We start from the raw sequence: 14281 nt of genomic DNA, 5'->3' as shown, positions 1-14281 counted from the left end.
AAACAAGGCCTTCTGCAACCGCGGGGTTGCAGAAGGCGCAAAAGAGAGTGGTTATGCGGAGCGGGGCGCTATTTGGTAGATTTCGTTCTCCAGCTCGCTGATGGCCTGATTATACCCGTTACGGTCGCCAAATCCGGTTTTAATAATTTCCGGTAACGTCCCCATACTGTCGAACGGCTTGAGCTTCAGCACCTGAATGCTTTCGATCTCCTGCACCCCCACATCGGCGTATTTATCGAGCAGATTATCCAGCACCGTTTGCGCCGCTTCGGAGTATTTGGTGAAGTAATTCCGCTTGCGCACGTTGTCGGCGCGCTCTTTGCGCGTTAACGGCGGCTGACCATATACCACATGGCAAAGCATGTCGAACGGGTCAAGGTCTTTGCCGATTTCTTCCGCCAGCACTTCCCAGATGATCCCCTGTTGTTCCAGTTCCCTGATGATCGCTTCTTTGCGATCGGCATCTTGCCATTTGCGGGTAAAGTCATCCAGCGAGGCATACTCTTTGAGCAAGGTTTTGCGGGTGTAATCTTTAAAGGATTCGGTGACCAGCTTACCGTCGGCATCGTAATACTGAACGCGCTGGGCAATAACACCCACCGCCACGCCGTTGACGTGAAACTTGCGTACTTTGTTCTCGTCGTCTTCCGGCAATGGGCCGATATCACCGGAGCCGGTGGTGTCATACGGCGCGGGATCTTCATCTGCGCCCGTCACCTCATCTTCAGCGTCTTCTGTTGTATCGTCGAACTGTTCTTCAAAGTCGGAATCCGGGTTGGCGATATCATCCGGCGTGGTGTCCATGACCTTTTCCGGGATGCCGTCAAAGCGTTCATCGGCGAACAATTCGGTGGCTTTTTTGAAGTCGAGAATGGTAAACCACAGTTTGCCGTAGCGTTCGTCGATACGCGTGCCGCGCCCGATGATCTGCTTGAATTTGGTCATCGACTGGATGTTTTGATCCAGAACGACCAGTTTGCAGGTTTTAGCATCGACGCCGGTGGTCATCAATTCGGAAGTGGTGGCAATAACCGGATAGTCTTTCTTGGGGTTAATAAAGTTATACAGTTGGGCTTTGCCAGTCTCATCATCACCGGTGATTTTCATCACGTACCTGTCGTTCTTTTTCACCTGTTCCGGGTTGAGATTGATCAGCGCACGTCGCATCCGCTCGGCGTGATCGATGTCGTTACAGAAGACGATGGTTTTATCCATCGGGTTGGTGCGTTTCAGGTAGTCCGTGATGGTTTTTGCGACCAGTTCGGTGCGTTCATCAATGACCATGGTGCGATCAAAATCTTTCTGGTTATAGATGCGATCGTCGATCAGTTCACCGTTTTTATCCGTCTGATTTTTTGTCGGACGCCAGCCTTGCAGATCCACATCAATATCGACACGCACGACTTTGTAAGGCGCAAGGAAGCCATCTTCGATCCCCTCTTTTAACGAGTAGATATAAACCGGATCGCCGAAGTAATCGGTGCTGGAGACGTCGTGCGTCTCTTTTGGCGTGGCGGTTAAACCAATTTGCGTGGCGGAACTAAAGTAGTCGAGGATTTCGCGCCAGGCGCTGTCTTCCGAGGCGCTGCCGCGATGGCATTCGTCGATCACAATCAGATCAAAGAAATCAGATGCAACATCCTTAAATGCTTTTTGCTCTTCATCCTGACCGGTAATGGCCTGGTAAAGTGCAAGATGGATTTCATAAGCAGGATCGATAGTGCGCCCGGAAACTTTGGTCATTGCCGAACCAAACGGCAGGAAATCGTTATTCTTTGACTGATCGACCAGAATGTTGCGGTCGGCCAGAAACAGGATCCGCTTTTTACTTTTCGCTTTCCATAAGCGCCAGATTATCTGGAACGCGGTATACGTTTTCCCCGTTCCGGTCGCCATGACCAGCAGAACGCGGTTTTGCCCGCCTGAGACGGCTTCGATGGTTTTGTTGATGGCCTGAAGCTGATAATAACGCGGCGATTTTCCGCTGCCGTCGTCGTAGTAGTCCTGCGTAATGACCGGAAGCTGAGCCTGCGTGTAGCCTTTCCACTGGCAGAATTTTTGCCAGAGTTCAGCAGGAGAGGGAAAATCATCTAAGGTGATTTGCTTTTCAAGGCATTCCCCTTCGGCGGCGGTGGCGTCGCGGAAGATAAAACCATCGCCGTTGGTGGCAAAGACGAAAGGAACGTCCAGCAGTCGCGCATACTCGATGCCCTGCTGCATTCCTTTACCGATTTCGTGTTTATTGGCTTTCGCTTCAACCACGGCCAGTGGAATGCCCGGCTTGTGATACAGCACGATATCGGCGGATTTCACCGTTCGACGCGCCGCGACTTTACCGCGCACGATGACTTTGCCGTCCCGGAGTTTGACCTCTTGTCTGATTTGCGTCGTGTCGTTCCATCCCGCATTCAGGATGGCAGGCATAACGCGTTTGGTAATGATATCCGCTTCCGTCAGGTTACTCAGGTTCAGGCCAGCCATAGCATATTCTCTACCAATAGTGGATTGCTCTGATTTTACACAAATTTGTTACGTAAGCCATGAACAGATATGGCGGCACGGCATCAGAATGAAATGACTTACTCCATCTCAAACTCATCAAACAACTGTAAATCCACGTCCAGTAATTCCACCGCATTGCTGCGACGAATACCGACATTGTTTTCAATCAGCAGCTCAAGCAGACGGTCGCCGTCGATAAGCGTAATCGGTGCGGCGCCTGGAAACAGCGCGGCTTCTGCGCACTTCGCGGCAAATTTCCCGGTGGTGATAAGCGTACCGCGAATCGCTTTGTGGTAAGGCAATGCGCCGCGTAGCTGGTCGATAAACGGGCGAGTAATGGTGTTCTGCATTCTTTTCACCTGCACCACTTCGGTGATGGTGGTAATGCCGACCTGCACCTGACCAATCACGTCCACGCCTTTATCGCCGGAGGCTTTCGTCACTTCCACCTGCTCATAGCCCATGGCTTCCAGCAGTTGGCCGACAAGATGCTCAAACTTATACGGATTCATGGTGCTGATTTGTTCGCGCAGCAGCTCTTTTTGCTGTTCGTTATAGCGTTTCACCGCGTCCAGCAGCTCTTTACGCGGATCGCTTTTCCGCGCCGGTAAGGCTTTGCCCAGCCAGTCACGCCCGGCGTCGGTGATCAGATAGCTCATGCCTTCGCGCGCAACCATGTCGCGGTCGATCAGGTTATTGAGGCGAGAGTAAAGCGTGCTTTTTACCGAACTGGCAGAGGCAAATTTGGAATGCTGGTGGAGGAATGCCTGCCATTCTGGCAGTAAATCGGCACGACGCGACATTTCGCGGCCAGCTAACAGTTCCAGCAGTTGCAGGATGCCTTCCTGATCGTCCAGCGAACGCAGCGTTTTGTCGTCATCATTGAGGAATTGCTGCCCGCGGGCGGTCGGTTCCCAGACGTCATTCGCGGTGCTAACCATCAGATCAAATTGCGGATAGTTGAGGAATAAGTAGCAGCCATAGCTGTGGCGCGGGTTGAGAACGTGGTTATCCATTTCCCAAATGCGGCGGGCGATTTCTGCGTCTTCGCCCGTTAGGCGTTCACTGATCCACAGGTCGGGTTCTGACCAGTCGACGGGCTTTTGCGGTGTGCCGGTTTGCTCATGGATGGCGTTAATCATGTTGCGCACCGCTTTCAGGGAATAACCCGACACGGCTTTCATCATCGCTTTAACCTGAGAATAGGTGGGAAAAAGCGGGGTAATGACTTTGTAATTTTTCACGATAATCCCTTAACGATAGCAATGGCGATAGCTTGCCACAGTATTTGAAACATTCCATGGTATGAATCACTTAACCGCGAAAAGGAAGGCTCGTTATGGTCATTTTTATGCCGTCTACGGCTTAAAACCCCAAAAAGATCTTTCCAAAATGTGATGCTATTTCCAACAATATCGTTATACTCGTAAGATAATTGTCTATACATTTTTGTATATACAATAAAGGAAGATACAATGCCGATGGAGTATGAATGGGATGCTAACAAGGCCAGAAGCAACCAGATAAAACATGGCATTCGCTTTGAATATGCCGTTCTGGTGTTCGATGATCCGTGGCATCTCTCAAGGCAGGATCGCATAGAGAACGGTGAGCACCGCTGGCAAACCCTCGGGCTTGTGCATGGGATTATTGTCATTCTCGTTGTCCACACCGTTCGTTTTGAAAGTGGCAGCGAAGTCATGCGGATCATTAGCGCCCGAAAGGCAGACAGTAAAGAGAGGAATCGTTATGAGCATGGTTAAACATAAACGCGGCAGCGTATCCGCGCTGAGTGCTCAGCATGAGGCTGAACTTAAGGCGCTGGCGAAGAAATCCGATGCGGATATTGATTACAGCGACATTCCTCCGTCGGAGGACGGACAGTGGGCTGAGGCGGCACGGGGTAAATTTTTTCGCCCATTGAAAACGCAAGCTTCTGTGCGGATTGATGCTGATGTCATGGAATGGCTGAAACGTCCGGGGAAAGGCTATCAGACGCGGCTTAACGCCATTTTGCGCGAAGCCATGTTGCGGGAGCAAAACAAAAAATAGTGAGTGTTTACTCGCGTGTAGATGGCGGATGTCGGATGTCGGATGTCGGATGTCGGATGCCGGATGGCGGCTACGCCTTATCCGGCCTACAAATCGGCACAGGCCTGAGGCACAGGCCCGATAAGCGCAGCGCCATCGGGCATCAGGAGGGTTTACTTCTTCAAGCCCGCAAACGCGGCGCGGATCTCGTCTTCGGGGAGTTGGATCCCAATGAACACCAGCGTGCTGTGCGGCTGTTCGTCGCCCCACGGGCGATCCCAGTCGGCGCTGTAGAGGCGTTGCACGCCCTGGAACAACAGGCGATTTGGTTCGCCGTCAATCCACAGCATCCCTTTGTAGCGCAGGAGTTTGTCGGCGGATTCCAGCAGCAGATTTTCCATCACGCGGGAAACGTCGCCGATGTCGACCGGGTAATCCAGCTCCACCACAATCGATGAAATATCGTTCTGCTTGTCGGCGATAAAGTGGAAACGCGGTGCGGCGCTGACCACGTTCTCTTCCAGCATAAAGCCGTTGGTGTTGAACAGCAGGGCGAGGTCGATGTCGCCATGGGTAACGGTGTAAACCGGGGCGCGGGCGTTGATACGCGCCAGGCGTTCACGCAGTTTTTCGCTTTCTCCCGCCACATCGGTTTTGGTCAGCAGGATGCGGTCGGCGTAGCCAATCTGCGACTGGGCGATGGTGAACTGGTTCATCTGCTCGTCGGCATGGACTGCATCGACCAGCGCAATCACGCCGTCCAGCAGGTAGCGTTCGCACAATACTTCATGCGAGAAAAAGGTCTGAATAATCGGGCCGGGATCGGCCATGCCGGTGCATTCAATCACCAGACGGTCGAACTGGATGTTGCCCTTGTCGAGGTTGTCGAGCAGGTCTAACAGCGCGTCTTCCAGCTCGCTGGAGCGGGTGCAGCAGATGCAGCCGTTGGTGAGGGTTTTGATCTGGGTGGCGCGATCGCCAATCAGTTGATCGTCAACGGACACTTCACCGAATTCGTTTTCGATAACGGCAATTTTGTAGCCGTGCTGTTCGTTGAGAATATGGCGCAGCAGCGTGGTTTTACCGGCGCCAAGAAAACCGGTGAGTAGGGTAACTGCAATCGGGGTCATTCATTTCTCCTTCTAACAGCAACTGCTTCCGCCGCTACCGTAGCGGGCTTCCTGGCGCTCGCGGAAGAATTCTTCGTAAGTCATATAGGGCAGGTCGGGATGGTTGGTCTTCATGTGCTCGACGTAGTTGTCGTAGTCTGGAATGCCAATCAACATCTTTGCCGCCTGACCGAGATATTTTTTTGCCTGACCTAAAGTACCAAACATTATACCGTCCAGATAGAAAAAGCCCGGTGGCGCTACGCTTACCGGGCCTACAGGATCTGTGTAGGGCGGGTTAGCGTAGCGCCACCCGCCAGGTTTTTAGTGGTGTGAAGAGGTCTTCACGCCGCCTTCCGGAATCGGTACGTACGGAGTTTCTTTGTCGGTACGACCGTTGACGTTACGCACGTTCAACCAGGTTTTGATAGCGTAGAAGATGATGCTGTACACCACAATCAGGAACAGAATACTCAAACCTGCGTTGGTGTAGTTGTTCACCACGATATGGTTCATGTTGGCAATCTGCTGTGCAGTCAGTTCACCGCCATTCGCAATCTTCTCTTTGTACTGGCTGGCCATGTAGAAGAAGCCTTCCATCTGCGGGTTGGTGCTGAACAGTTTCATACCCAGCGCCCAGGTGGTGCAGAGAAGCAACCATGATGCCGGAATAACAGTAACCCAGATATATTTGGTGCGCTGCATTTTAATCAGTACCACGGTGCCCAGAACCAGCGCCACGGCAGCCAGCATCTGGTTAGAGATACCGAACAGCGGCCACAGGCTCTTAACGCCGCCCAGCGGATCAACCACGCCCTGATACAGCAGGTAGCCCCACAGACCAACACAACCAGCAGTGCCCAGTACACCGGCGACCAGAGAGTCGGTTTTCTTCAGGAACGGCACGAAGTTACCGAGCAAATCTTGCAGCATAAAGCGGCCAGCACGGGTACCGGCGTCCAGCGCGGTCAGGATGAACAGCGCTTCGAACAGGATCCCGAAGTGATACCAGAAGCCCATATCCGCCATCGGCAGCACTTTGTGGAATACGTGTGCGATACCCACAGCCAGCGTCGGTGCGCCACCTGCGCGGTTCAGTACGGACGGTTCGCCGATGTCTTTCGCGGTTTGCAGGATCTGCTCAGGCGAAATCACGAAGCCCCAGGAGCTGACGGTCGCGGCGGCGTGTGCCGTCACGTCTTTCAACTGCGCCATAATCAGCGGCGCGTTTTCACCACCCATTTCATGCAGGTTCGGCATGGTGATGCCAAGGCCTGCTGGCGGGGTGTTCATCGCGAAGTAAAGACCCGGTTCGATGATGGACGCAGCAACCAGCGCCATAATCGCAACGAAGGATTCCATCAGCATGGCACCGTAACCGATAAAGCGAGCGTCGGTTTCGTTGGCCATCAGCTTCGGCGTGGTGCCGGAAGCAATCAGCGCGTGGAAGCCAGAGACGGCACCACAGGCGATGGTGATAAACAGGAACGGGAACAGCGCGCCTTTCCACAGTGGCCCGGTACCGTCAATGTACTGGGTTATGGCAGGCATTTTCAGTTCCGGGTTGATGATAACGATACCGATCGCCAGACCGACGATAACACCGATTTTCAGGAACGTTGCCAGGTAGTCACGCGGGGCCAGAATCAGCCATACCGGCAGCAGCGCGGAGATAAACGCGTAGCCGATCAGTGCGAAGGTAATGGTGGTGTCTTTAAAGGTCAGCGCCGGGCCCCAGTACGGGTCGTGGGCAATCACGCCGCCGAAGTAAATAGAGGCAACCAGCAGAACGATACCAATCACCGACACTTCGCCCACACGACCCGGACGCAGGAATCGCATGTAGATCCCCATGAACAGCGCGATAGGCACAGTAGAGCACACGGTGAACACGCCCCACGGGCTTTCGGCCAGCGCTTTTACCACGATCAACGCCAGTACCGCGAGGATGATGATCATGATTAAGAAGCAGCCGAACAGCGCAATGGTACCCGGCACGCGGCCCATCTCACCTTTGATCATCTCACCGAGAGATGCGCCGTTACGGCGGGTCGAGATGAACAGTACCATGAAGTCCTGTACCGCACCGGCCAGTACCACACCTGCCAGCAGCCACAGCGTACCCGGCAGATAACCCATCTGGGCGGCCAGTACAGGCCCTACCAGCGGACCCGCACCGGCGATGGCGGCGAAGTGGTGACCGAACAACACGTAGCGGTTGGTCGGCACGTAGTTCAGGCCGTCGTTATTGATGACCGCAGGCGTTGAACGCGTCGGGTCAAGTTTCATCACCTTTTGAGCGATGTACAGGCTGTAGTAGCGGTACGCTACCAGATATACAGAGACGGAAGCGGCCACAATCCACAGGGCGCTGATGTGCTCGCCCCGACGTAATGCCACTACCGAGAGGCAGAGCGCCCCGATGATTCCGAGAATCACCCAGGGTATGTGCTTGAATATCTTTTTGGTATCCATAGTAAAACCTGGTTTCTTTAGATTAATAATTGGCCGAAGCCGTTTGGGTTCAAGTGTGTGTTTGAGGAGGTATATGACTGTTATGCTGGCGACGATCTTGCCAGAGAAACGCGCGCGTAAAGTAAGGTAAATAGGCGAGTGGTTATATGTCAGCGTAAGCGGTCAGGAGTGTCAGCGAGCGGTAAAGAGAAGGCGTAAGCGGCGGAGATTGTGTGACTTAGGTCACAATGAAAGCGGGCGGCAGCGCGGCCGCCCGTGGGCTTTATGGGGTTAGACGGTGGTTTCCATTTCCGTCATTACCGGATGGAAACGACGCTTGAAGTAGATTAGACCGTGACCGTCCTCGCCCAGGATAATATTTTTGATCTCAACCAGATAAACCAGATGCGTGCCAATCGCCTGCACATCGCGGATCTCCCCTTCGAGGCTGGCCAGCGCGCCTTTCAGCACCGGTTGCGCCAGCGGCCCTTTTTGCCAGCAGGAAAGGTTGAAACGTTCTTCCATCGCCATTCCGGTCATGCCAGCGAAGTGGCGCGCCATCAGTTCCTGCTCGTGGTTCAGCACGTTGACGCACAGCTTACCGTTGTCCTGAAACACCGGATTCATGGCGCTGTTGGCGTTAAGGCAGACCATCACCGACGGGGGCGTATCGGTCACCGAGCACACGGCGGTCGCGGTGATCCCGCAGCGTCCGCCGTCGCCTTCGGTGGTCACAATATTGACCGCCGCTGACAGGCTAGCCATCGCATCACGAAAACGCAGACGTTGTTCATCTAATTGCATTTTGACCTCCGACTGCGTTATTTCAGCAGCGTATCCAGCAGGTTGATATCGTTGTTGTTGTGCAGGTGTGGCACCGTCCAGCCGTTCTGGTCGTACTCAGACAGGCAGCGGTCAACCATCGCCATCATTTTGTCCATGTTGCCGGAGGTCTGCGCCTGACGCAGACACTGCAGGCGGATCTCGTCCTGGCTACCGGAGTAGTTGATTTCATATAACTCGTGGCGTCCACCAAATTCGCTGCCGATGGCGTCCCACATTAGTTTTAAAATCTTAATGCGTTCAACGTGATCCATTCCGTTGGAGCCGCGCACGTATTTTGCCAGATACTGATCGATCTGTGGATTATTCAGATCACGCGCGCTGGAAGGCAGATAGATCAGACCGCTGGTGACGTTACGCTCAATAATGTTTTTGATCTTTGCATAGGCCATCGGCGCCATCACGCGGTAGGTTTGCAGCGCCGCGTGATCCGGCAGCCAGGCACCGTTGACCCACGGCGTCGCCTCAGAACACATGGAGTCGCTCAGCGCCCAGAACATGTTACGCCAGGCCACGACTTCCCCGAGATCGGCCTGCACGCCGCGGAACTCCGCGGTGCCGGTACATTCGAGCGATTTTTTCAGCAACGCGGTGATAAAGTCGAGTTTGACCGCCAGACGCACACACGCCTGCAACGGATACATGCGGGCGAAACCGCCTTCCATCGTCCAGCGACGGCAGCGATCAAAATCGCGGTAGATAAGCACGTTTTCCCACGGAATGAGCACTTTATCCATCACCAGAATGGCATCGTTCTCGTCAAAACGGCTGGAGAGCGGGTAGTCATACGGAGAACCGGTCGCGCCTGCCACCAATTCATAAGAGGCGCGGGAAATCAGTTTCACGCCGTCGGCGTCCATTGGGGCGACGAACATCAGCGCGAAGTCCGGGTTTTCCCCCATCACCTGCGCAGAGCCAAAGCCGATCATGTTGTAGTGGGTCAGCGCTGAGTTGGTTGCCACCACTTTTGCGCCGCTGACGATGATCCCGGCGTCAGTCTCTTTTTCCAGTTTGATGTAGACGTCTTTCACTTCGTCGGCCGGTTTGTGGCGGTCGATCGGCGGGTTGACGATGGCGTGGTTAAAGTAGAGTCCGGTTTCCTGAATGCGGGTGTACCAGTTGCGGGCGTTCTGCTCAAACTGACCGTAAAACGCCGGATTCGCCCCCAGCGCGCAGCCAAACGCGGCTTTATAATCCGGCGTACGTCCCATCCAGCCGTAGCTCAGACGGGACCACTCCGCGATGGCGTCACGCTGCTGGCGCAGGTCGTTGGCGCTTTTCGCCACGCGGAAGAATTTGTGGGTGTAGCCGCCGCTGCCGGTGTCGGTGCCCCAGCAGAGGGCGTCTTGCATCTCCGGTTTGTGCAATGCGTCGTAGAGTTGGGCAACAGACGCCGCCGCGTTGCGAAACGCCGGATGGGTGGTGACGTCTTTCACGCGTTCACCGTAGATGTAGATCTCGCGGCCGTCCTGTAGACTTTTTAAGTACTCTTCACCGGTTAAGGGGCGTTTGGCGTCAGCGCGGAAATCTTCAGGTTTCATAGTCAGACTCTCTTTTCGTATCGGATGGAAAGCCTGCGCCAGCGGGCGTCTTAGGCTTTAATGTTAAATTTATGTTTTGTTTTTGTTGTTCAATTGAAGCGTGATAAGGCGACGGCGTGAAGGGACGATTGCGACAACGGCGGGTACTTTTCAGACGGGATTGCGTTTTGTGATCCAGGCGGCTTTTTGGCGGGCGGCGCTGCGCTTACCCGCCCTGCGGTGAGGGAAAATTCACGATACCGGTACTTTACTCGCCCGGTACGCACTCGGCGAACATCCCACCAATCGGTTAAAGAAGCGGGCAAAATAGGCGGGATCTTTAAACCCCAGTTGCCAGGCTATCTCATTGACCGCGCTGTCAGAAAAGAGCAGCAGCCGTTTGGCCTCGCGCAGTTGCCGGTCGAAGATCAGGCGTTTAGGGGGGCGGTTGGCGAAGCGGCGACAGATATCGGTCAGGCGGGACTCCGTGAGATGCAGCTCACGGGCGTAGTCCGGTACGCTCCAGTGCTGGTGGAAGTGGGTGTCGATCATCTGGGTGAAACGCTGGAACAGCTTCAGTTCGCCGCGCATCCCGCTTGCCGCATGGTCATCAAGTTTGGCGTTACGCAGCAGCAGGGTGAAGACCGCCTGCGCCAACAGAACCAGCGTGTGTTCGCACCCCGGCAGTTGTTCCGTCGATTCCCGCTCAATCAGCCGCCAGTAATGGGCCAGCGCTGCGAGTTCGTCCGGTTTGTCTGCCAGCGAAAGGCAAATCCCCGGCAGGCCGAATGTCTCCCGCGTGCCGGGGTAAAGCACTTCTAACAGCGGCCAGATCAGCGCTTCCCGCACCGTGAGTACGTGACCGTCGCTGTCTGATTCGGTAATAAACGCATGCGGTACGGAGGGCGGCGTCAGGACAAACAGCGGCGCCTGCACCGAATAGCGGTGATCGTCGAGCTGGAGTTCGATCTGCCCGGTATCAAGAAAGTGCATCTGAAAAAACTGGTCGTGGCGATGCGCCTGCATATCCCGGCCAAAAAACGCCGCCATGCGGGCGAATGACTGGTAATGCACATCGTCGCTGCCGAGGCTTTCGTCATACTCTTTGCTGATGTCGATATTGGCGATCGAACTCTGGCACATACTCGCTCCTTACGGGGTGGCGCGTGGGCGCGATGACTGCATGGGAATTAACCAGACAATGACGGCGCCGACAACCAGCAGCGAGGCGACAAACCACAATCCGCTGTTAAAGCTGCCGGTGACATCTTTCAGCCAGCCGATCATAAAGGGGCTGAGCGCCGATCCAATATTGCCCGTCGCGTTGATTACCGCAATCCCGATCGCTCTCGCCCGCAGGCTGATCGACTGATCCGGCGTGGTCCAGAAAATAGCCATCGCGCAGAACGATCCGGTCGAGGCCATGACGATCCCCAGCATCTGGAGCAGATTGTTGCCGGTAGCGGAGGCCAGCAGCCAGCCCGCGGCGGCGAAGAGATACGGCAGGGCGGTGTGGTGCTTACGCTCCTGACGGCTGTCCGAATGGCGGCTCCAGAAGATCATCCCGAAAATGGTACACACCTGCGGAATGGCGGCCAGCAGCCCGATAGTAATGTTGCTGCTGCCCTGATTAAAACTTTGCAGGATCTGCGGCGTCCAGATGCCAATCGCGCTGAGGGTATTGGTCAGGCAGAAGTACGCCAGCGTATACATCATCACAATCGGGGTGAAGATTTCGCGCCACAGACTGCGTTGCTGCATGGCGTGATGACTGACAGCGCCTTCCGGCTGCACCAGCGTCAGACGGTCGTTGTCCATCATCTCTTGCAGACATTTTTTGTCTTCTGCGGTGAGCCATTTGGCCTTCGACGGGGAGTCATCCAGCCAGAACCAGACCAGGACGCCCAGCAGAACCGACGGGAACCCTTCCAGCAGGAATAACCACTGCCAGCCGCGAAGATCAAACAGGCCGTCCATCGCCAGAATATAGCCGGAGACAATCGAGCCGAGCGCGGTGGTGACGGGCATGGCTATCATAAACAGGGCGTTGGCGCGGGCGCGGAAAAACGCCGGAAACCAGTAGGTTAAATAGAGCAGAATGCCCGGTAAAAAACCGGCCTCGGTGATGCCGACCAGAATACGCAGGATGTACAGGCTGTTCGGCCCGGTGGCAAACAGGGTCGCGGTGGAGGCAATTCCCCACAACACCATAATGGTCGCAATCCAGCGGCGAGCGCCGACGATGCTGAGCATGATGTTGCTGGGAATACCGAAAATAACGTACGCGGCGTAAAACAGGGTGGTCGCCAGGCCAAACATGGTGGCGTTTAGCCCCAGATCGCGGCCCATTGTTAATCCGGCAAAGCCAATGTTGATGCGATCGAGGAATGAAAAAATAAACAGCACGAACAGAAACACGATCAGGCGGCGAAACAGTTTGTTGATCACCGACTGTTGCTGCACCGTCAGTTGTTTATGCTGACTGGCAGGGTTTTGCTTCTCAGGGATTGCAGATGAGGTGTCGCTCATTTTTTTTCCTCTAATGGGAATTTTGTAGGGTACGACATGGATTATGCCGGAGGAGGGCTAACGCCTTATCCGACCTGTGTTTTGGTACTGCTGTCTGCCGGATGGCGGCGATGCCTTATCCGGCCTACGGTTCGGTACTGCTGTCTGCCGGATGGCGGCGATGCCTTATCCGGCCTACGGTTCGGTACTGCTGTCTGCCGGATGGCGGCGATGCCTTATCCGGCCTACGGTTCACTACTGCTGTTTGCCGGATGGCGGTGATGCCTTATCCGGCCTACGGTTCGTTACTGCTGTCTGCCGGATGGCGGCGATGCCTTATCCGGCCTACGGTTCGGTACTGCTGTCTGCCGGATGGCGGCGATGCCTTATCCGGCCTACGGTTCACTACTGCTGTCTGCCGGATGGCGGCGATGCCTTATCCGGCCTACGGTTCGTGCCCTATCCGGCCAGCGGGATGCGTTGTAGGCCGGATAAGCGCAGCGCCATCCGGCGTTAATACACGCCGGGTGCTGCCGGTTTGGCATCAGTGTGGACGCCAAACCGTGCGGCCAGCGCTTCGGCGGCGCGGGCGAGCAGGGTGGTGTCGACGCCGACGGCGACAAACAGCGCGCCGAGTTCAAGATAGCGTTTCGCCAGTTGTTCATTGGCCATCAGAATGCCCGGTGCTTTACCCGCTGCCCGAATCTGCGCAATGGCGTGCTCAATGGCGGCCTGCACGTCCGGGTGCTGCGGATTACCGGCAAAGCCCATATCGGCGCTCAGATCCGCCGGGCCGATAAACACCCCATCGACCCCTTCAACGTCCAGAATCTGTGGCAAATTCTTCAGCGCTTCGCGGGTTTCGATCTGCACCAGCACGCACATTTCATCGTTCGCTTTTTGCAGATAATCCGGGATGCGATTCCAGCGAGAGGCCCGCGCCAGAGCGCTGCCGACACCGCGAATACCGGCGGGGGGATAGCGTGTCGCGCTCACTGCCAGACGGGCTTCATCGGCGTTTTGTACCATCGGAACGAGCAGCGTTTGCGTGCCGACGTCCAGCAACTGTTTGATCTGCACCGGATCGTTCCACGACGGGCGAACGATCGGCTGGCTGGCGTAGGGGGCAATCGCCTGCAGTTGCGTCAGCACCGTTTGCACGTTATTCGGCGCATGTTCACCGTCGATAAGCAGCCAGTCGAAACCCGCACCCGCCAGCAACTCCGCGCTGTAGTTGCTGCACAGTCCCAGCCACAGGCCGATTTGCGGACGGCCCGCTTTCAGAGCTGCTTTGAATACATTTTGCATGGTCGT

13 protein-coding genes are annotated in these 14281 nt (G+C 55.4%); 3 read left to right on the top strand and 10 right to left on the bottom strand.

The window, feature by feature from the left end:
* Positions 1–51 precede the first annotated feature (51 nt).
* A complete protein-coding gene (gene hsdR, locus ACO7SM_RS18660) occupies positions 52–2481 on the bottom strand; it encodes an EcoAI/FtnUII family type I restriction enzme subunit R (RefSeq protein WP_490468746.1) in 2430 nt (809 codons plus the stop codon).
* 98 nt (positions 2482–2579) lie between these two features.
* Positions 2580–3746 carry a restriction endonuclease gene (locus tag ACO7SM_RS18655; protein WP_490468745.1) on the bottom strand — a complete coding sequence of 389 codons (1167 nt, stop codon included), beginning with the start codon at positions 3744–3746 and terminating at the stop codon, positions 2580–2582.
* Positions 3747–3977: 231 nt separating this feature from the next.
* Between ACO7SM_RS18655 and ACO7SM_RS18650 the strand changes: the two genes are divergently transcribed.
* Positions 3978–4265 (top strand): BrnT family toxin, encoded by a 288-nt coding sequence (locus ACO7SM_RS18650; protein ID WP_490468744.1) that lies wholly within the window; start codon positions 3978–3980, stop codon positions 4263–4265.
* Complete coding sequence (locus tag ACO7SM_RS18645; RefSeq protein ID WP_490468743.1) at positions 4252–4554, top strand: BrnA antitoxin family protein; 303 nt, start codon at positions 4252–4254, stop codon at positions 4552–4554. The genes ACO7SM_RS18650 and ACO7SM_RS18645 overlap by 14 nt, the downstream gene beginning before the upstream one ends.
* A 152-nt stretch (positions 4555–4706) precedes the next feature.
* On the opposite strand, the gene yjiA is transcribed toward ACO7SM_RS18645, so the two are convergent.
* The 7 genes from yjiA to hpaX all read right to left on the bottom strand — a co-directional run bounded on the left by yjiA (position 4707) and on the right by hpaX (position 12988).
* Positions 4707–5663, bottom strand: coding sequence for a GTPase (gene yjiA, locus ACO7SM_RS18640; protein WP_490468742.1), 957 nt, complete (start codon positions 5661–5663; stop codon positions 4707–4709).
* 12 nt (positions 5664–5675) lie between these two features.
* The gene (locus ACO7SM_RS18635; protein WP_490468741.1) at positions 5676–5870 is read right to left on the bottom strand and encodes a YbdD/YjiX family protein; all 195 of its coding nucleotides are present in this window, start codon (positions 5868–5870) and stop codon (positions 5676–5678) included.
* 96 nt (positions 5871–5966) lie between these two features.
* Complete coding sequence (gene btsT / locus ACO7SM_RS18630) at positions 5967–8117, bottom strand: pyruvate/proton symporter BtsT (RefSeq protein WP_192610941.1); 2151 nt, start codon at positions 8115–8117, stop codon at positions 5967–5969.
* A gap of 270 nt (positions 8118–8387) precedes the next feature.
* Positions 8388–8900: a 4-hydroxyphenylacetate 3-monooxygenase reductase subunit gene (locus tag ACO7SM_RS18625; RefSeq protein ID WP_490468740.1), complete on the bottom strand. Its 513-nt coding sequence runs from the start codon at positions 8898–8900 to the stop codon at positions 8388–8390.
* Positions 8901–8917: 17 nt separating this feature from the next.
* Positions 8918–10480 (bottom strand): 4-hydroxyphenylacetate 3-monooxygenase, oxygenase component, encoded by a 1563-nt coding sequence (gene hpaB, locus ACO7SM_RS18620; RefSeq protein ID WP_276292925.1) that lies wholly within the window; start codon positions 10478–10480, stop codon positions 8918–8920.
* A 231-nt stretch (positions 10481–10711) separates the two neighbouring features.
* Positions 10712–11602: a 4-hydroxyphenylacetate catabolism regulatory protein HpaA gene (hpaA, locus tag ACO7SM_RS18615; protein WP_490468739.1), complete on the bottom strand. Its 891-nt coding sequence runs from the start codon at positions 11600–11602 to the stop codon at positions 10712–10714.
* Positions 11603–11611: 9 nt separating this feature from the next.
* Positions 11612–12988 carry a 4-hydroxyphenylacetate permease gene (gene hpaX / locus ACO7SM_RS18610; RefSeq protein ID WP_490468738.1) on the bottom strand — a complete coding sequence of 459 codons (1377 nt, stop codon included), beginning with the start codon at positions 12986–12988 and terminating at the stop codon, positions 11612–11614.
* Positions 12989–13024: 36 nt separating this feature from the next.
* On the opposite strand from hpaX, the gene ACO7SM_RS18605 reads away from it, so the two are divergent.
* Positions 13025–13249 (top strand): hypothetical protein, encoded by a 225-nt coding sequence (locus tag ACO7SM_RS18605; protein WP_490468737.1) that lies wholly within the window; start codon positions 13025–13027, stop codon positions 13247–13249.
* Between the two features lie 231 nt (positions 13250–13480).
* Here the strand turns inward: ACO7SM_RS18605 and hpaI are convergent, their stop codons facing one another.
* A complete protein-coding gene (gene hpaI / locus ACO7SM_RS18600; protein WP_490468736.1) occupies positions 13481–14275 on the bottom strand; it encodes a 4-hydroxy-2-oxoheptanedioate aldolase in 795 nt (264 codons plus the stop codon).
* Positions 14276–14281 lie beyond the last annotated feature (6 nt).

Source organism: Citrobacter sp. LJND-P06, from assembly GCF_058188415.1.
This window is presented reverse-complemented; position numbering and strand designations above follow the sequence as displayed.

Coding starts and splice junctions, on each gene's coding strand:
- hsdR (WP_490468746.1), bottom strand. CDS start 2,481: ATGGCTGGCCTGAACCTGAGTAACCTGACGGAAGCGGATATCATTACC.
- ACO7SM_RS18650 (WP_490468744.1), top strand. CDS start 3,978: ATGCCGATGGAGTATGAATGGGATGCTAACAAGGCCAGAAGCAACCAG.
- ACO7SM_RS18645 (WP_490468743.1), top strand. CDS start 4,252: ATGAGCATGGTTAAACATAAACGCGGCAGCGTATCCGCGCTGAGTGCT.
- yjiA (WP_490468742.1), bottom strand. CDS start 5,663: ATGACCCCGATTGCAGTTACCCTACTCACCGGTTTTCTTGGCGCCGGT.
- ACO7SM_RS18635 (WP_490468741.1), bottom strand. CDS start 5,870: ATGTTTGGTACTTTAGGTCAGGCAAAAAAATATCTCGGTCAGGCGGCA.
- btsT (WP_192610941.1), bottom strand. CDS start 8,117: ATGGATACCAAAAAGATATTCAAGCACATACCCTGGGTGATTCTCGGA.
- ACO7SM_RS18625 (WP_490468740.1), bottom strand. CDS start 8,900: ATGCAATTAGATGAACAACGTCTGCGTTTTCGTGATGCGATGGCTAGC.
- hpaB (WP_276292925.1), bottom strand. CDS start 10,480: ATGAAACCTGAAGATTTCCGCGCTGACGCCAAACGCCCCTTAACCGGT.
- hpaA (WP_490468739.1), bottom strand. CDS start 11,602: ATGTGCCAGAGTTCGATCGCCAATATCGACATCAGCAAAGAGTATGAC.
- hpaX (WP_490468738.1), bottom strand. CDS start 12,988: ATGAGCGACACCTCATCTGCAATCCCTGAGAAGCAAAACCCTGCCAGT.
- ACO7SM_RS18605 (WP_490468737.1), top strand. CDS start 13,025: ATGGATTATGCCGGAGGAGGGCTAACGCCTTATCCGACCTGTGTTTTG.
- hpaI (WP_490468736.1), bottom strand. CDS start 14,275: ATGCAAAATGTATTCAAAGCAGCTCTGAAAGCGGGCCGTCCGCAAATC.